Annotated in this window: 16 protein-coding genes; 6 read left to right on the forward strand and 10 right to left on the reverse strand. The window is 68.8% G+C overall.

Going from position 1 to position 17,526, the window contains the following annotated elements; genetic code table 11:
- Positions 1-19: 19 nt before the first annotated feature.
- Genes CS1GBM4_RS23790 through CS1GBM4_RS23805 form a run of 4 tightly spaced genes read left to right on the forward strand, consistent with a single transcriptional unit; the run spans position 20 to position 2,940 of the window.
- The gene (locus CS1GBM4_RS23790; protein ID WP_186421245.1) at positions 20-895 is read left to right on the forward strand and encodes a sugar ABC transporter permease; all 876 of its coding nucleotides are present in this window, start codon (positions 20-22) and stop codon (positions 893-895) included.
- Positions 888-1,715: a carbohydrate ABC transporter permease gene (locus CS1GBM4_RS23795; protein WP_186421246.1), complete on the forward strand. Its 828-nt coding sequence runs from the start codon at positions 888-890 to the stop codon at positions 1,713-1,715. The genes CS1GBM4_RS23790 and CS1GBM4_RS23795 overlap by 8 nt, the downstream gene beginning before the upstream one ends.
- Positions 1,716-1,720: 5 nt before the next feature.
- Complete coding sequence (locus CS1GBM4_RS23800; RefSeq protein WP_186421247.1) at positions 1,721-2,605, forward strand: DUF6772 family protein; 885 nt, start codon at positions 1,721-1,723, stop codon at positions 2,603-2,605.
- Positions 2,605-2,940, forward strand: a complete 336-nt coding sequence (locus tag CS1GBM4_RS23805) for a hypothetical protein (protein WP_186421248.1) — start codon at positions 2,605-2,607, stop codon at positions 2,938-2,940. Before CS1GBM4_RS23800 ends, CS1GBM4_RS23805 begins: the two co-directional genes overlap by 1 nt.
- Positions 2,941-2,979: 39 nt before the next feature.
- Here CS1GBM4_RS23805 and CS1GBM4_RS23810 read toward each other — a convergent pair whose 3' ends face one another.
- The 5 genes from CS1GBM4_RS23810 to CS1GBM4_RS23830 are packed head-to-tail and all read right to left on the reverse strand — an operon-like array spanning position 2,980 to position 8,785.
- Positions 2,980-4,461 (reverse strand): M81 family metallopeptidase, encoded by a 1,482-nt coding sequence (locus CS1GBM4_RS23810; RefSeq protein ID WP_186421249.1) that lies wholly within the window; start codon positions 4,459-4,461, stop codon positions 2,980-2,982.
- 23 nt (positions 4,462-4,484) lie between these two features.
- Entirely contained in the window at positions 4,485-5,330 is an 846-nt protein-coding gene (locus CS1GBM4_RS23815) for an ABC transporter permease (RefSeq protein ID WP_186421250.1), read from the reverse strand.
- Positions 5,327-6,259: an ABC transporter permease gene (locus tag CS1GBM4_RS23820; protein ID WP_186421251.1), complete on the reverse strand. Its 933-nt coding sequence runs from the start codon at positions 6,257-6,259 to the stop codon at positions 5,327-5,329. Before CS1GBM4_RS23820 ends, CS1GBM4_RS23815 begins: the two co-directional genes overlap by 4 nt.
- Before the next feature lie 31 nt (positions 6,260-6,290).
- Entirely contained in the window at positions 6,291-7,859 is a 1,569-nt protein-coding gene (locus CS1GBM4_RS23825) for an ABC transporter substrate-binding protein (RefSeq protein ID WP_186421252.1), read from the reverse strand.
- A gap of 47 nt (positions 7,860-7,906) precedes the next feature.
- Positions 7,907-8,785: a MurR/RpiR family transcriptional regulator gene (locus tag CS1GBM4_RS23830; protein WP_186421253.1), complete on the reverse strand. Its 879-nt coding sequence runs from the start codon at positions 8,783-8,785 to the stop codon at positions 7,907-7,909.
- 147 nt (positions 8,786-8,932) lie between these two features.
- Between CS1GBM4_RS23830 and CS1GBM4_RS23835 the strand changes: the two genes are divergently transcribed.
- Positions 8,933-10,183, forward strand: a complete 1,251-nt coding sequence (locus CS1GBM4_RS23835; RefSeq protein WP_186421254.1) for an FAD-binding oxidoreductase — start codon at positions 8,933-8,935, stop codon at positions 10,181-10,183.
- A gap of 217 nt (positions 10,184-10,400) precedes the next feature.
- On the forward strand, positions 10,401-12,068 hold the full coding sequence (gene leuA, locus CS1GBM4_RS23840) for a 2-isopropylmalate synthase (protein ID WP_210201631.1): 1,668 nt from the start codon (positions 10,401-10,403) through the stop codon (positions 12,066-12,068).
- 34 nt (positions 12,069-12,102) lie between these two features.
- Here leuA and CS1GBM4_RS23845 read toward each other — a convergent pair whose 3' ends face one another.
- From CS1GBM4_RS23845 to CS1GBM4_RS23865, 5 genes are read right to left on the reverse strand one after another with little or no spacing between them, the layout of a single operon-like run.
- Positions 12,103-13,599, reverse strand: coding sequence for a tripartite tricarboxylate transporter permease (locus CS1GBM4_RS23845; protein ID WP_186421256.1), 1,497 nt, complete (start codon positions 13,597-13,599; stop codon positions 12,103-12,105).
- The gene (locus tag CS1GBM4_RS23850; RefSeq protein WP_186421257.1) at positions 13,596-14,099 is read right to left on the reverse strand and encodes a tripartite tricarboxylate transporter TctB family protein; all 504 of its coding nucleotides are present in this window, start codon (positions 14,097-14,099) and stop codon (positions 13,596-13,598) included. The genes CS1GBM4_RS23845 and CS1GBM4_RS23850 overlap by 4 nt, the downstream gene beginning before the upstream one ends.
- A complete protein-coding gene (locus CS1GBM4_RS23855) occupies positions 14,090-15,052 on the reverse strand; it encodes a tripartite tricarboxylate transporter substrate binding protein (protein WP_186421258.1) in 963 nt (320 codons plus the stop codon). The genes CS1GBM4_RS23850 and CS1GBM4_RS23855 overlap by 10 nt, the downstream gene beginning before the upstream one ends.
- Positions 15,053-15,064: 12 nt before the next feature.
- Positions 15,065-16,528 carry an NAD(P)/FAD-dependent oxidoreductase gene (locus tag CS1GBM4_RS23860; RefSeq protein ID WP_186421259.1) on the reverse strand — a complete coding sequence of 488 codons (1,464 nt, stop codon included), beginning with the start codon at positions 16,526-16,528 and terminating at the stop codon, positions 15,065-15,067.
- A complete protein-coding gene (locus CS1GBM4_RS23865; protein ID WP_186421260.1) occupies positions 16,525-17,496 on the reverse strand; it encodes a LysR family transcriptional regulator in 972 nt (323 codons plus the stop codon). The genes CS1GBM4_RS23860 and CS1GBM4_RS23865 overlap by 4 nt, the downstream gene beginning before the upstream one ends.
- Between the last annotated feature and the right edge of the window lie 30 nt (positions 17,497-17,526).

Below are 17,526 nucleotides of genomic sequence, written 5' to 3' on the forward strand. Positions count from 1 at the left end.
CCAGGGTGGAGGATCGGAGATGAGCCAGAGAACGCCCCTCTCCGCCATCGCGCTGGTCTCGCCGGTGCAGCTGATGATCGGCGGCATCATCTTCCTGCCGGCGATCTACGTCTTCTGGCTCAGCCTCAACCAGTCATCCTTCGGCCAGGCGGCGAGCTTCGTCGGCTTCGCCAACTACGCCAAGGTGCTGGGCGATCCCTATTTCTGGAAGGCGCTGCTCAACACGGTGATCGTGGTCGCCGTGGTGGTGCATGTCGAATTGCTGCTCGGGCTCGGCATGGCGCTGTTCTTCGCCTCGGGCGTGCCGTTCCGGCCGCTGCTGCTGGCGATCGTGCTCGCGCCCTATGCCGTCAGCGAGGTTTCCGCCGTCGTCATGTGGCGCTTCCTGTTCGAGCCCGATGTCGGGATGATGAGCCGGCTTCTGATGTCGCTCGGCCTGCCGCCGATCGAATGGGCGGTGAACCCGGGCCACGGCCTCGCCATGGTCAGCCTGCTCTCGATCTGGCTGCACCTGCCCTTCAGCTTCATCATCCTCTATGCGGCGCGGCTCTCGATCTCGAGCGATCTCTACGAGGCCGCGGCGATCGACGGCGCTTCGCCCTGGACCTCGTTCCGCCGGGTCACGCTGCCGCTCCTGATGCCGGCGCTGCTGATCGCGGCGCTGTTCCGCTACATCTTCGCCTTCCGCCTGTTCTCCGAGGTCTGGCTGATGACCGGCGGCGGCCCGGCGCGCTCGACCGAGGTGATGGCGGTCTACCTCTATCTCGAGGCCTTCCGCTACAACGCCTTCGGCCCGGCCGCCGCCACCGGCTGGCTGCTCGTGCTCGCCTCGCTCCTGCTCGCGCTGCTCTATCTGCGCCGGCTCTACAGGGAGATGTTCGGCAAGCATGCCTAAGCTTCTGCGCCATCTCCTCAAGCTCGTCGGCGTCGCCGCGATCGTCGCCTGGTCGCTGGTGCCGATCGGCCTGATCGCATTGTCGTCCTTCAAGGCCGACCGCGACATTTTTTCGACGACGGGCGCGCTGTCCTTTTCTCCGACGCTGGCGAACTACCAGGCTCTGTGGAGCCGCTGGGGCGACTTCTTCTTCGGCCTGTGGAACAGCTTCCTGGTCACGCTCGGCGCGACCGTGCTCGCCGTCGGCGTCTCCCTGCTCGCCGGCTTCGCCTATTCGCGCTTCGCCTCCAGGGGCCTGCAGGCTTCCGCTTTCTTCCTGATCTTCATCCGGCTGATCCCGCCGATCGTGATCACCCTGCCGCTGTTTCCGGTGGTGAACCGGCTCGGCCTCAACGACACCCATTTCGTGCTGATCGTGCTCTACGCCACCTTCTTCGTCTCGCTCGGGACGGTGGTGATGCGCACCTTCATCGACCAGATCCCGCGCGAGCTCGACGAGGCCGCGATGATGGACGGCGCCTCGCAGATCCAGATCATCGCCCGCGTGATCCTGCCGATGGCGGCGCAGGGCATGCTCGCGGTCTCGGTCTTCGTCATCGTCTATGCCTGGAACGAATTCCTCTTCGCCTTCATCTTCACCACGACCAAGGCCAAGACCGCGCCGCTGGTGATCTCCGAGATGATCGGCGCCGTCGAGGGCGTCGAATGGGGTGTGCTCTTCGCCGCCTCGACCGTGCAGCTCGTGCCGGTGCTCGCCTTCGTCGTCCTCATGCAGAAGCATCTCGTCGCCGGCCTGACCGCCGGCGCGGTGAAGGGGTAATCGCCATGACCGACATCGACACCCTGCGCCGCGCCATCCGCGAGGCCGATCCGCAGCTCAGCCGCTTCGATCCCCTGTCCCGGATCATCTGCCTCGACGATTTCGACCGCGGCATGTGCGGCTGGACCCAGCTCGTCGGCAATTACGAGGACAGTCTCGACGCGATGCTGCCGGGCTATGCCCAGCACAGCCACGCCATGCTCTCGACCCTGCCGAACTGGGATTTCGGCTCGCATGGCGGGGTCGACGGCTCCTATGCGCTGAAGATCGCGACGCGGCCGAGGAAGGGCGCGCAGAACGTCGCGATCAAGCGCCTGACCTTCCGCCGGGCGGGGCCGATCCGGCTCGAGGCCTATTTCACCTTCAAACCGGAGGCGACCGATCTGCTGCTGTCGGAGACCGACATCCGCTCCTTCGGCTTCCTCTACGATCTCCAGATCGGCGACGCGTCGGGACCGGGCGACCGGGTGATGCCGCATCTGCGCTTCCTCAACGCGCAGGACGGCGAGCATATCCAGAGATGGCAGTTCAAGCGCAGGACGACGCCGATCAAGCCGATCGGCACGGCCGGCAAGACCATCACCCACTATCATCTGTCGCCGGATGACTGGGAGAACCTGCCGGGCGGCGAGCAGCGGCTCTGCTACAACGAGATCCCGACCAAGGTGAACTGGCACTATCTGCGCTTCGACTTCGACCTCGCCTCGATGCAGGCGACCGGATTTCAGGTGAATGACCGCGTGTTCTCCCTGGAGAGCTTCGACTGCATCCGCATCCCGGCGATGAAGAACCTGTGGTGCATGCTCAACCTCGCCTTCTTCGCCGAGACCGATACCGACAAGCGCGCCTTCGCCTATCTCGATTCCGTATGCCTGTCGGGAGAGTTCTGATGCTGCCCGAGAATCTCACCGCCGTCGTCGCCCGCAACGAGACCTGGAGCGGCGCGAGCGCGACGGAGCCCTACGAGGCCGGCTGGGCCAGGGAGGCGATCGTCTTCGTGCGGGCGCTGAAGGAGCCGAAGGGGGCGCTGCCCAAGGCGCGGATCGAGATCTCGGCCGACGGCATGCACTGGTGCGCCGAGGGCTCGGAGTTCGCGCTGCCGGCAACCAGGGACGCGGTGACCTTCCAGCGCCTCACGCATTTCGGCAATTTCGTGCGCGTCGCCGCGACGCTGCCCGACGGCGCCGCGATCACCGTGCTGGTGACGCTGCACCTGAAGGCCTGAGGCGCGGCCTGCCCCGAAGGCGGGCCGGACGCCGCCGCCTTACCTGTCGAGCGGGAAGATCGGCCGGCGCACGCGGCGATAGGGCAGCCTGGTCAGATCCGGCGTGCAGAGCGCGCCGCTGTCGCAGACGATCACCTTGCCGGCGATCGGCTCGAAGGCGGCGCGGAAATGCTGCATCGATTTCAGGCCGACGACGCGCTTCGCGGCCGGATCGATGCCGAAGGCGCGGAACTGCTGCAGGTCGTTCATCTGGGCCCGGATGGTGGTGACGAGGATCTCGACGCCGCCGACGCGCAGGACGGCGCAGGGGCCCCAGCTGGCATGCAGGCCGCCGAGCATCGGGCCGTCCCCGACATAGTCGCCGTCGCTCGCGCTGACGAGCGTGCCGGTGAGGTCGAGCGGCGCCCCGCCGATCCCGGGATCGACCTTGCCGCCGAGCCTGACCGAGACCGTCGTACCCTGCTTCGCCCGACGCAGCTCGGCCGCCGCCTCCGGGTCGACGATCGGGCCGAAGCAGGCATCCTCGAGATCGGCGGCGAGCATGCCGCGCAGCAGGCCGGTCGCGTCGCCATAGCCGCCGCCGCCGGGATTGTCGGCGTAGTCGGCGATGATCAGCGGCCCCGAGGTCGCGACATGGGCGGCGGCCTCCGCGACCGCTTCCTCGACCGAGAGGAAGGACGTGATCGTCTCGAAGCGGCGCCGCCACATGTCCTCGGCCAGCGCGTCGGCGAAGGCGCGATGGCGCTCGAGGTCGCCCTGGCAGGTGACGAGCACGGTCGGCCCGACCTCGGCGATGTCGGCATTGCCGAAGCCGCCATTGACGCTGACGGCGAAGACGTCCGGCTCCTGCTCATAGGCCCTGGCCCTGGCGATGCGCTCGACCATCGGGCCGATATCGGTGCGCCCGCCATTGACCTCCTCCAGCATCGGCCGGTCGACGCGCAGCGTCACCGGCCTGATCTCGCCGGCGAGCGTGCGCTGCATGATCCGGGCCGCCAGCCGGCCGGTCTCGCGCATGTCGACATGAGGATAGGTCTTGTAGGAGGCGACGATCTCGGCGAGCTCGGTCATCTTGCGGGTGACGTTGGCGTGCGGATCGAGCGTGACCGCGACCGGCACCGCCTCGCCGAGAACGGCCCGCAGCCGCTCCAGCAGCTCGCCCTCGCCGTCCTCGCAGAACTCGGTGACCATGGCGCCGTGCAGGCCGAGCAGCACGCCGTCGATCGCTCCGGCATGGGCCTTCGCCGCCTCGACGATCACGCCGGCGATGCGGTCATAGGCGTCGCGCGTCACCGGGCCGGAGGGCTGGGCGGCGGCGCTGATCGCATGGAGGACGCGCCAGCCGGCCGGCCGGGCGATGTCGAGGAAGCCGGCGAGCGGCGTGTTGGCGTCGCCGCGCGCGGCGATGGCGGCCTCGCCGAGGGCGATGCCGCGATCCTGGAAGGCGGCATAGTCGGCCGGGCAGCGGCTGAAGGTGTTGCTCTCATGCGAGAACTCGGCGGTCAGCACGGTGAAGGTCATGGCGTTCTCTCGGGCAGGGAGGCTCAGCCGTCGCGCAGCGGCCGGCGGATATCGAGGGCCTCGATCAGCGCATCGCCGAACAGGTTGATGGCGATCACGGTCGTCGCGATGACGAGGCCGGGGAAGACGATGATCCAGGGTGCGATGAAGATCTGGGCCGTGCCCGAGCTCATCATCGCGCCCCAGGACGGGGTCGGCGGCTGGGCGCCGAGGCCGAAGAAGCCGAGCGTCGCCTCGAGCACGATGGCATCGCCCGTCGCCAGCATGCCGGCGACGATGACCGGCGTCATGGCGTTCGGGAGGAGATGCAGGAAGAGGATGCGCGCCGGGCTCGCGCCGGCCGTCACCGCGGCATCGACGAAGAGCTCGCCCCTGAGCGCCATCACCTGCGCCCGGGTGAGCCGGGTGAACTGGGCGAGATAGGCGATGGCGATCGCGATCGCGGTGGAGTGCAGCCCCGGGCCGAGGATCGCGATCAGGATCAGCGCCAGCAGGATCTCCGGAAAGGACCAGGTCAGATCGACCACGACGGTGACGATCCGGTCGAGAACCCCGCCGAAATAGCCGGCGGCAGCGCCGAGCGTCGCGCCAGCCAGCACCGAGAGCGCGATCGAGAGCACGCTGACGCTGAGCGAGGTGCGTGCCCCCTGGATGATGCGCGAGAGCAGGTCGCGGCCGAACTCGTCGGTGCCGAGCCAGTGCGCCGCCGAGGGCGGGGTGTTGGCGAGGCTGAGCTTCTGCGCCGCATAGTCGTAAGGCGCGATCCACGGTGCGAACAGGGCGCAGAACGCCAGCCCGGCGAGGAACAGGGCGCAGAGCACGCCGCGCGGGGAGCGCGCCAGGCGGGCAGCGAGCGAGGCGCGGCTCATCGGGCCCCCATGGTTTCACGCAGGCGCGGATCGAGCGCCACCTGGGCGAGGTCGCCGAGGAGCGTGCCGAGCATGACGGCGATGGCGAGCATCAGCAGGCAGCCCTGGACGAGCGGATAGTCGCGCTGTCCGAGCGCGGTGATCAGCAGCGAGCCGAGCCCCGGCCGAGCGAAGACGTATTCGACCGTGACCGCTCCGCCGAGGATCCAGCCGATGCGCAGGCCGAGGATGGTCATCACCGGCAGCAGCGCCTGCTGCAGGACATGGCGCAACTGGATGCGCCAGAAGGACAGGCCCTTCGCCTGGAGGACGCGCACGAAGTCGCGCCCGGCAATCTCGACCATGGCGGCGCGGGTGACGCGGGCGATCAACGCCGTGCCGCCGATGCCGATGGTCAGGGCCGGCAGGACGAGCGCGTCCCAGCTGCGTGCGCCCGAGACCGGGAACCACTCGAACTGCACCGCGAAGACGAGGATCATCAGCAGCGCCAGCCAGAAGCTCGGCAAGGTCGAGCCGAGCAGGATGAAGCCCATCACCGCCCGGTCGAACAGGCTGTCGCGGAAGGAGGCGGCGAGCACGCCGGTGACGATCCCGACCGTGGTCGAGAAGAGCAGCGCCGTGCCGCCCAGAGCGAGGCTGTGCGGCAGATTTTCGATGATGAGCTGCGCCACCGGCTGGCGCATCACGATGGCGTCGCCGAGATCGCCGCCGGCGACCTTGGCGAGCCAGCGGCCGTATTGCAGCAGCAGCGGCTGGTCGAGGCCGTAGCGGGCGATCATCTGCGCCCGCTGCTCGGGCGAGGAGCCGACCTGGACGAGATGCTCCAGCGGATCGCCCGGCACGAGATGGACGATCATGAAGATCACCAGCGAGACGGCGAGGAACACCGGCACGAGCATGGCGAGCCGCCGGATCGCGAAGCGCAGCACGGGCTGTCTCCCTTAAGCGGCGAGGCCGTGCTCAGTTCGCCGGCGCGATGTCGAGCAGGGTCGGGCTGTAGAGGCCCATGCCGCGGATCTTCTCCGGCATCACGATGCGCTTGCCATAGGCGAGGCTCTGGACCGGCTGGTAGATCGGCGCGAACGGGTACTGCGACAGCACGTACTCATGGTACCTGGTGAAGTTCGCGACGCGCTCGTCCCAGGTCTTCGACTTGTTCATGGCGATGTCGTTGAGGCGCTCAGCCTCGGGATCGTTGAACATCGAGACATTGGGATAGCCGGCCCGCTTGGCGGCGAAGAACCAGTCGACGATGTCGGCATTGGCCCATTGATAGGAGCGGATCGCGAGCTGGTGCTCGGTCTTCTTGCGGTACTGCGCGTTGATCGAGCCGGCATCGATGATGCTGATCTCGGCCTGCATGCCGACCGCCTTGAGCTGAGCCTGGACGATCTCGACGAGGCGCTTGAACTCGGTGCCGTTCTGGGTCCAGAGCTTGACGGCGAGGCGCTTGCCGTCCTTGACGCGGACGCCGTCGGGACCCGGCTTCCAGCCGGCTTCGTCGAACAGCCGCTTCGAGCGCTCGGGGTCGTAGGCGATCCTGAATTTCGGCTCGACCTGCGCCTCCTTCAGCGAGGAGATCAGGAAGGTGTCCGCGACCGCGCCATTGCCGCCATAGAGGCTGGCGAGGATCTCCTTCTGGTTGACGGCGAAGGCGGTGGCCTCGCGGACCTTCCTGTCGGTGAAAGGCTCGACGCTGGTGTTGATCGGCATGTAGACCAGCTCGTTGCCCGGGAAGGTCACGAGCTTGACCGCCTTGTCGGCCTGGATGCGCGGCAGGAAGTCGGTCGGGACGTTGACGAGCAGGTCGGCGCCGCCGGTCTTCAGCTCCAGATAGGCGGTCGATTCCTCGGCGATCTCGCGGAAGGTCAGCTTCTTGAACCTGGCCGGGCCCTGGTTCTTCGACAGGTCGGCGGCCCAGGCGTAATCGTCGTTGCGCACCAGCACGGTCTGCTGGCCGACGGTGAACTGCTGCATCCTGTAGGGGCCGGTCCCGATCGCCTCGGTCACGCCGAACTTGTCGCCGAGCGCCTCGTAGGCCTTGGGCTCGGGAATGCACATGAACGAGCTGGCGAGGTTGAACAGCAGGTTCGGATCGGGGTGCTTCATGTGGAAGCGCACCGTCAGATCGTCGACGACCTCGACCCGCTCGATCGCCTCGACTGTGAAGGCGTTCTCGCTGCCCTTGAACTGCGGCACCCACCAGGCGACGGTGCGGGCGTTGAACGGCTCGCCATTGTGGAACTTGACGCCGGGCTTGAGCCTGAAGGTCCATTGCAGGCCGTCGGGACTCGATTCCCACGAATGCGCGAGCTGGCCGTGGAAGCTCTGGTCGGCGTCCTGCACCACGAGCCGGTCGAAGATCAGCGTGGTCGCGGTGTTGAGCTTGGTGGCCTTGATCGGATTATAGGTCGGCGCGCCGACGAGGCGCGCCGTCATCACGAACGTCGCCTCCTGCGCCGGCGCCGTCGTGGCGGCCAGGGCGGCGAAGCCCAGCGCCAGCATGCTCCCCTTCAACATCGTCCTCATCTCGTTTCCCCTCTTGTTTCGAGATGCTGCGAAAGATCCCGGGCGGCTCAGCCCAGCGGCCCGGAGGCATCGCCGGCATGGCCGGTGAAGCGGCCGTAGAGCTCGGCCATCCGGTTCAGGCGCGGCTCGACCTGCGGACCGAGCTCGACGAAGACGGCGTTGATCAGAAGGTTGCTGAGGCTCGCCATCTGCGCGGTCGAGTCCCAGAACAGGTTGAACTCGGTCGAGACCACCAGCATCTCGTCGACGAGCCCCCGCCCCCAGTCGCAGAAGGCATCGGTGACGAGGGTGGTCGGAATGCCGGCCTCCTTCGCCTCCCGGGCCAGGAGCCTGGCCATGCGGGAATAGCGGCGCGCCTCGAAGATCACGAGGCAGCGCCCGGCTTCGCGCGAGAGCAGGAGCTCCGAGAAATTGCCGGCCGCGAGATCGACCAGATGCACGCCGTCGCGCAGGTACTGGAGCTGGTTGGCGAGGTATTGCGCGAGGCCGCGCTCGGTCTGGAAACCGGTGACGTAGACCGATGGCGCGCTCGCCAGCCGCTTGGCGACGCGCTTCCATTCCTCGCTCTGCGCGAGCTCGTAGAGCCTGACGAGGCCGGCGATCTCGAGCTGGAGGCTGCGCGCGAGCTGGTCGTCGCCGGCGAGGCTGCGCTGCTGGAAATCACGCAGGCGGTCGCTGATCAGCCAGGGCCTGTCGCCGATCTCCTCGGCGAGACTGCCCTTGAGGTCCTTGAGGCTCCTGTAGCCGAGCGTCCGGCAGAAACGCCCCACCGTCGGCTCGCTGACCGAGACCTTCTCCGCCAGGCTCGCGGCCGTCTCGAAGGGGAGGCTCGGCATCTGCGCCAGCATGTAGCTCGCCAGCGCCTTGTCAGCCTTGGAGCCGATGGCGAGGCAGGCCTGCAATCTCTGGCGAAGGGTCTGCGACATCGGAACTCCCTGCGGTGCCTTATCAAGAAATTTTTCTTTCATTGTGTCAAAGGATTTTTATTTTCTTGCAAATCATTGCGGACTGAGGCTGGCTGCGGCCATGCTCGTTTCGGGCTTTTTGGAGACGGGCTTGCCCAGGCGATGACGATGTCAGGACGACAGGCCGATGCGATCGTGCTCGGGGCCGGGATCATCGGCGTCAGCGTGGCCCTGCATCTGCAGGAACGCGGCCGCACCGTCCTGCTGGTCGAGCGCGGCGAGCCGGGCGCCGAAACCAGCCATGGCAATGCCGGGCTGATCGAGCGCTCCTCGGTCGTGCCCTATGCCTTCCCGCGCGACCTGCCGACGCTCGCCGCCCTCGCCTCGAACCGCTCGATCGCCGTGCGCTACCGGCCGGCGACCCTGCTGCGGATGGCGCCCTGGCTGGCGCGCTACTGGTGGAACTCGGCGCCCGGCCGCCTCGACAGGCTGGCGCGCGCGATCCTGCCGCTGATCGAGCGCTGCATCGACGAGCACCGGCACTGGACGCAAGCCGCCGGAACCGAGGCGCTGATGCGCGGCGAGGGCTGGATCGAGCTCTACCGCACGCGCCGCGCCCTGCAACAGGCGGGCAAGGCCGCGACGGAGCTCGCCGCCCATGGCCTCGCCTACGACCTGCTCGACGCGGCGGCGCTCGGAGCCCGTGAGCCGGGCCTGCTGCCGGGCGCGGTCGCCGGCGCCGTGCACTGGCGCGATCCCGTCACCGTCAGCGACCCGGGGGCGGTGACGCGCGCCTATGCCAGTCTCTTCACCGCGCGCGGAGGCCAGCTGCTGCGCGCCGATGCCACCGCCTTGCAGCAGGACGGCGAGGGATGGCGCCTGCCGGCGGGCAACGAGATCTGGCGCGCGCCCGAGGCCGTGGTCGCGCTGGGGCCGTGGTCGAACGATCTGTGCCGGCGGCTCGGCTATCGCTTTCCGCTCGGCTTCAAGCGCGGCTACCATATGCACTACGCGGCCGCGGACGGGGCGGTGCCGCGGCATCCGCTCTGCGACGCGCAGGCCGGCTTCGTGCTGACGAGCATGGAGCGCGGCATCCGCCTGACCACCGGCATCGAGCTCGCCGGGCGCGACGAGCCTTCGGATCCCTGGCAGCTCGACCAGGCCGAGCGCGTCGCCCGCCGGATCCTGCCGCTGGGGCGCCGCCTCGACGCCGAGCCATGGCGCGGCGCGCGCCCCTGCCTGCCCGACATGCTGCCGATCATCGGCCCGGCGCCGCGGCACCGCGGACTGTGGCTCGCCTTCGGCCACGCCCATCACGGCTTCACGCTCGGCCCGGCGACCGGCCGGCTGCTGGCGGAGATGATGTGCGGCCAGCCGAGCTTCTGCGATCCGGCGCCGTTCGCGGCCGCGCGCTTCTAGAGCCCGTTTGCAGCGGCATCGGCATTGATCTTCATCCCCGGGGATGGTTATGTCCCGGCATGCGATTTCGGTCCGCCAGCGGGGGCCTGACCCTTCGACTTAGCCGCCCGGCGCTGTGAGCGCGCCGGGTTCCAGAGGCTTGTCCATCGCATGACGGCGCAGCCGGGCCGAGCAGGCCGGCGCCCCGCATCCTTCGCAAGGGTTTCCCATGTCCACGATGCCGATTTCCAAATACCGCGCCTATGCGCCGGTCAACCTGCCCGACCGCCGCTGGCCCTCGCAGGTGCTCACCAAGGCGCCGATCTGGTGCTCGGTCGACCTGCGCGACGGCAACCAGGCGCTGATCGAGCCGATGGGCGTCGACCGCAAGAACCGCATGTTCAACCTCCTGGTGAAGATGGGTTTCAAGGAAATCGAGGTCGCCTTCCCGGCAGCGTCCCAGACCGATTTCGACTTCGTCCGTTCGATCGTCGAGAGCGGCGCGATCCCCGACGACGTCGCGATCCAGGTGCTGACCCAGTGCCGGCCGGAGCTGATCGAGCGCACCTTCGAGGCGGTGAAGGGCGCCAGGAACGTCATCCTGCACTTCTACAACTCGACCTCGACGCTGCAGCGCGAGGTGGTCTTCCGCTCCGACCGCCAGGGCATCGTGAAGATCGCGACCGACGCCGCCACCCAGATCAAGGCGCTCGCGGCGCAGGCGCCCGAAACCCACTTCACCTTCGAGTATTCGCCGGAGAGCTTCACCGGCACCGAGCTCGACTACGCGCTCGAGATCTGCGAGGCGGTCAAGGCGATCATCGCGCCGACGCCCCGGAACAAGCTGATCCTGAACCTGCCGGCGACCGTCGAGATGGCGACGCCGAACGTCTACGCCGACCAGTTCGAGTGGTTCGGACGCAACATCTCCGACCGCGACAGCGTGCTGCTCTCGATCCACCCGCACAACGACCGCGGCACGGCGGTGGCGGCCGCCGAGCTCGCGCTGATGGCCGGCGCCGACCGCGTCGAGGGCACGCTGTTCGGCAATGGCGAGCGCACCGGCAATGTCGACATCGTCACCATGGCGCTGAATCTGTTCACGCAGGGCATCGACCCCGAGCTCGACCTGCACGACGTCAACGAGATCCGCAGCGTCGCCGAATACTGCACGCAGTTGCCGGTGCACGAGCGGCACCCCTATGTCGGCGATCTCGTCTACACCGCCTTCTCCGGCTCGCACCAGGACGCGATCAAGAAGGGCTTCGACGCACAGGACAAGCGCAACGATCCGCTCTTCCAGGTGCCCTATCTGCCGATCGATCCCAAGGATGTCGGCCGCGACTACGAGGCGGTGATCCGGATCAACTCGCAATCCGGCAAGGGCGGCATCGCCTATATCCTGCAGGCCGATCACGGCCTCGACCTGCCGCGCCCGCTGCAGATCGAGTTCTCCAGGATCGCGCAGGAGCAGATGGACGAGGACGGCAAGGAGCTGACCAGCGCGGCGCTCTGGTCCCTGTTCAGCAAGACCTACCTGCTGAGCGACGCCCCGCTGGAGCTGATCTCGCACAAGACCTTCCCGACCGCCCAGGGCACGCGCACGCTGACGGCCGAGCTGAAGCAGGACGGTGCGATCCGCACCGTCGACGGCGTCGGCAACGGCCCGATCGACGCCTTCGTCGACGCGCTGAAGACGACCTACGGCGTCGAGTTCTCCTTCCTCGACTACCATGAGCACGCGGTCGGGCGCGGCGCCAATGCGACGGCCGCCTGCTATGTCCAGCTCCAGGATGCCGCCGGGCGGGTCGTCCATGGCGTCGGGATCGACCCCAACATCGTCATGGCCTCGCTCAAGGCGGTGCTCAGCGGCATGCAGCGGGTGATGGCCGGCCGGAAGGGCTGATTGTCCGCCGGCGAGACGCGGCGGCTTCGCCGCGTCAGGCCGGCGCGCCGCGACGCTGGCGCAGAAGGCGCCAGGCCGGCGTCAGCAGGATCGCCGCGCTGAGCAAAGCGAGCACGATCGCGATCGGCGTCGAGACCAGCGCCGCGGCATTGCCGCCCGAGATGGTCAGCGCGAGGCGCAGCTGGCTCTCCACCATCGGGCCGAGCAGCAGGCCGAGCACGATCGGCGCGCTCGGGTAATCGAGCCGCTCCAGCACGTAGCCGACGAGCCCGACGCCGAGCAGGACCCAGAGGTCGAACAGCGAATTGTTGACCGAATAGACGCCGATGGTGACGAAGAGCAAGATCACCGGGGCGAGCACGATGCGCGGCAGGCGCAGCACCTGGCCGAAGATCCGGGTCGCGGCCAGGCCGCCGACGATGGCGAGCAGGAAAGACGTCGCCAGGAACTGCAGCATGAAGCCGTAGACGATGTCCGGATGCTCGCGGAAGAGCTGCGGGCCGGGCCTGAGCCCGTGCACGAGCAGGCCGCCGAGGATGACCGCGGCGACGCCGGAGCCGGGAATGCCCAGCGCCAGCGCCGGGATCAGCGAGGCGGCGTTGTCGGCGCCGTTGCCGCATTCGGAGGCGGCGACGCCTTCCGGATTGCCGTGGCCGAAGGTCTCGGGATTGCGGGCGACCCGCCTGGCCTCGTTATAGGCGAGGAAGGAGGACATGCTGCCGCCCGCGCCCGGCAGGATGCCGATGACGATGCCGATGATCGAGGAGCGGATCCAGACGGGCGTGAAGAAGCGCCATTGGCTCAGCGCCGAGCCCTGGCGGTGCAGCTTCAGCTTGTCGCCGCTCATGCCGGTCTTCACCGCCTCCTCGACGATCTGCAGCACCGGCGGCACGGCGAAGAGCCCGGTCAGCAGCACGATCGCGCTGAAGCCGTCGAGCAGGTCGAGCTGGCCGAAGGTGAAGCGCTCGGTGCCGTTGGAGATGTCCTGGCCGACCGCGCCGATCAGGAGGCCGATGCCGCAGGCGATCAGCCCCTTCGGCAGATCGTCGCCGAGCAGGGAGGAGACGGTGGCGAGACCGAGGATGCCGAGCCAGAAATACTCGATCGGCCCGAAGAGCAGGCTGAACGAGACCAGCGGCGGCGAGAGCAGGATCAGCGCGACCGAGGACAGCACGGAGCCGATCACGCCCGAGAGCAGCGCGACCTGCAGCGCGTAGGCGGCCTTGCCCTGCTGGGTCATCTTGTAGCCGTCGAGCACCGTCGCGACCGAGGCCGGGGTACCGGGCACGCGCATCAGGATCGCCGGGATGGCGCCGCCATAGGAGCCGCCATTGTACATGCCGGCCATCATGCCGAGGGCGAAGAGCGGATCGAGCCCGAAGGTCAGCGGGATGAGCACGGCGAGGCCGGTGACGACGGTGAGGCCCGGCAGGCAGCCGACGATCAGCCCGGCGACCAGGCCGATGACCATGGCGAGGATGTTCATCGGCGCGAAGACGAGGGGGATGGCGTGCAGCAGGGCGTCGATCATCTGAGCTTCGCCAGCAATGGTGACAGGAGGTCGTCCGGGATCGGGCGGCCGAGCGCGTAGACGAAGATCAGGAGGATCGCGACGACGCAGACGATCCCGACCAGAGCCGACAGGCCCCAGCGCCGGAAACCTGCCGCGGCCGGCAGGAGGATGCAGAGCGCAAGGCTCGGCAGGATGAAACCGATCAGGCCGACCGCGGCGAAATAGACGACGAGCGCCGCGACGGCGACGACGAGGCGCGGAGCATGGTGAGCGAAGGCACCGGGCGTCGGAACGCCGTGCCGCCGGCGCAGCAGCTCGCGCAAGGCGATCCACAAGCCCAGCACCGCCGTGCCGGCGGCGATCGCGACCGGATAGGCGGCGCTCTCGACCGGGTAGCTCGACGCGATCGCGATCGCCCCGATGGAGACCGCGACGAGCGCGAGCGCGAAGGCGATCTCGACCGGGCTGCGCGAACCTCCCGCGCGGGCTGCCGGCGCAGCCTCTTCCGTCACTTCCACGGGGTCGCCTTCCAGGTCGCCTCGAGATCGGTGGTGGCGCGGTCGAGGAAGGCCTTGAAGTCGCTCGAGGCGAGGTACTGGAGCGGGATCTCGGCCTTCCTGGCGGCGTCGAGATATTCCGGATCCTTCAGCGCCTGGTCGATCGCCTTCTCGAGCCTGGCGACGATGTCGGCCGGAACGCCCTTCGGCGCGGCGATACCGCGCGAGGCGCCGACGACGACGTCATAGCCGGCCTCGCGGAAAGTCGGCGCGTCGGGGAGATAGGGCGAGCGCTCGGCGCTCATCACGCCGATCACCCTGATGTTGCCTTCGCGGGCGATCTGGAGGGCTTCGCTGAGATTCATCGTCGCGGCCGGGACGTGGCCGCCGAGCACGGCCTGCCGGACCGGGGCGGTGCCGCCGAAGAAGGCCGGGGTGAACCTGGTGCCGGCGAGGCGCTGGAAGTTCAGCAGCGCGATGTGCTCGGAGGAGCCGCTGGCGCCGGAGGTGCCGATCACGATCGGCGTCGAGGCCTCCTTGGCCGCGTCGATCAGGTCCTTCAGCGAGGCATAGGAGCTCGTCTTCGGCACGACCAGCACGCCGGGATCGTAGACCAGGTTGGCGATTGGCTGCAGGTCGGCCATCTTGAACTTGGTCTTGCCCTCGACCACCAGCGCGTTGATCGCCGGGGCGTTGATGAAGCCGATCGTGTAGCCGTCGGGCCTGGCCTGGGCGACGGCGGTCCAGCCGATCTCGCCGCCGGCGCCAGGCTTGTTGACCACGCCGATGCGGGCGTTGCCGCCGAGATATTTCTCCATGTAGCGGGCGATGGAGCGGGCGGCGACGTCGGTGCCGCCGCCGGGCGCGAAGGCGACGATCATCTCGATCGGCTTCTCGGGATATTCGGCGCGGGCGGCGCCGGCCATGAGGAGCGCGGCTCCGAGGGTCGCGGTGATCGACAGGCGCTTGAGCATCGGGACTCTCCTTCAGGAGGTGGGAGCGGGCAATTCGGCGGGCGCGGCGGCGTCGGACCATTCGTCGCCCAGGAGTTCGGGCGTGTCGTAGGCGACGAGCGAGCGGTAATGCGCCTCGCGATCGGCGACGAAGAGGGCACGGGCGATGCCGCGGCCGAGCCGGTCGGCGCCGGCGCTGACGGCCGGGATGTCGCCGGAGAGCTTGCCATGGCTCAGCATCGCCGGATAGTTGAAGCAGTGGATGCGCGCCAGCGCCGGGCAGCTGCCTTGCGCCTTCTCCTGGAATTCGAAGGACGGGCCGAGATCGGGCGCGTTCTCCAGTTCGGGATTGTCGATACCCTCAGGGACGTAGCGATCCTTCCAGAAGCGGATGAAGGGCGCGACGGCGGCGAGCTCGGGACGCTCGGCGAGATCGACCGAGAAACCGGTGGCGAAGATCAGGAAATCGAGCGCATAGGTGCCCTTCGGCGTCGTCAGCGCGAGCGCGCCGTCCTGTTCCTCCAATGCGAGGATCGGGCTCGCGAGATGCAGGCGGGCATTGGCATGGCGCGAGACGCGCAGGGTCGAGTCGCGCGGCGGCGGCGTCTGCGCCTTAAGCGCATAGTCGAAGAAGCGCCATTTCCAGGCGTCCGGCAGGCCGGCGACGCCGTGGACGACGCCCTGGCTGCCGATGCCGGTGAACTTGTTGATGCGCGGCAGCTCCTTGCGGCGCACGAACAGGTCGAGGCTGGCGGCGCCCTGCTCGAGCGCGGTCGCGGCATTGTCCATCGCCGAAGCACCGGCGCCGACCACGCCGACGCGCTTGCCGGCCAGCCCCGCAAAGTCGATCTCGTCGGCGCTGTGCGCCCAGAAGCGGCGGTCGACCGTCGCCGCGACCGGCGGCACCCAGGGGCCGCCGAGACCGTCGCGGCCGGTGGCGAGGACGAGATGGCGGGCGAAGACCGTGCGCGCGCCTTCCGCATCGGAGACCGTCAGCACCAGCAGATCGCCATGCGGCACGACCGCATCGAGGCGGGCGCCGTTCTCGACCGGCAGATCCAGCACCGTCCGGTACCAGGCGAGATAGTCCATCCACATCGTCCGCGGGATCTTGCCCAGCGCTTCCCAGGCGGCGCGGCCGTGCTGCGCCTCGTACCAGGCCCGGAAGGTCAGCGCCGGCAGGCCGAGCGCCGGGCCGGTGAGCTGCTTCGGCGAGCGCAGCGTCTCCATCCTCGCATAGGTGACCCAGGGTCCTTCGCGACCGGCGGGGGCACGGTCGAGGAGGACGATGTTGGAGAGGCCGAGCCCCTTCAGCGCCGCCCCGGCGGCGAGGCCGCACATGCCCGCCCCGACGATCACGACGTCGCGCACGCGCCGGCCCTCATGCTCGCGCGGCGGCACCCAGTCCCTGGCCGGCCATTCCAGCCATTCGAGATCCTGACGCAGGCGCTGCTCCAGGGCCGGCAGGCCGGTGGGGACGGAGCTGACGGCGTTCATGCGGCGCTCCGGCCCGGCCGAGGGCCGAACAAATCGGCCATCAGCCGCTCGCGAGCCGTCGGCGGATGCTTGACGAAGCCCGGCAGCGTCTCGCGCGAGACCGTCTCCAGCGCGGCGATCAACCCGTCGACCAGCGGCGTCGCCGGACGGCCATAGGGCGTGACCACGCCCCAGAGGAAGGAGATCGGCACGTCCAGCTTGCGAATGGCGACGCCTTCCAACGGCATGCCATAGGCGATGACCGGCTCGAGAATGGCGACGCCCAGCCCGGCGCGCGCCGCCATCAGCGCGGTGTTGGAGGTGTTGGCGTCGAGGATTCCGGCCGGCCGGACGCCGGCGCGCTCCAGCGCCGCATCGACGCGCCGGCGCCAGCGGAAGGGATTGGCCATGGCGATCAGCCGGCGGCCGGCGACCGCGGCGAGCGGGATCGTCTCGGCTTCGGCCAGCGGATCGTCGGCGCGCACCGCGACGACACAGGGCGCTTCGCCGATCCAGTGGAGCTCGAGGGCGGGGTGATCGACCGGCAGGCTGGTGACGCCGATCTCGGCGACATGGGTCGCGACCGACTGCACGACCTGCTCGGCCAGCGCCGCGCGGACATGCACCTGTTCGGGCAAGGCCGCCTCGCCGAGCCGGGCGAGGGCAGCCGGCAGCATGCCGGCGGCGAAGGAGGCGATCGAGGCGATCTCGAGGGAGCGCGGCCTCTCCGCCGCGATCGCCGCCGCCCGCTCGCGCAGCTGCCGAAGCCAGGCGATGACAGGCTCGACCTCCTGATGGAAGCGCAGGCCCTGCTCGGTCGGCGTCACGCGCGGACCGGCGCGGTGCAGCACGCTGAAGCCGAGCGTCTCCTCGAGCTCCTGGATCTGGCGGGTCAGCGTCGGCTGCGAACGCCCGAGCAGCTTCGCACCGCCGGTGATGCTGCCGGCGGAGAAGACTGCGGCAAAGGCTTCGAGCTGGCGCAAATCCATCAGTGAGCAAAACCGAACATTATTCCTTAA

It is taken from the genome of Allobosea sp. CS1GBMeth4, assembly GCF_900185715.1.
In the GTDB taxonomy this organism is placed as follows: domain Bacteria; phylum Pseudomonadota; class Alphaproteobacteria; order Rhizobiales; family Beijerinckiaceae; genus Allobosea.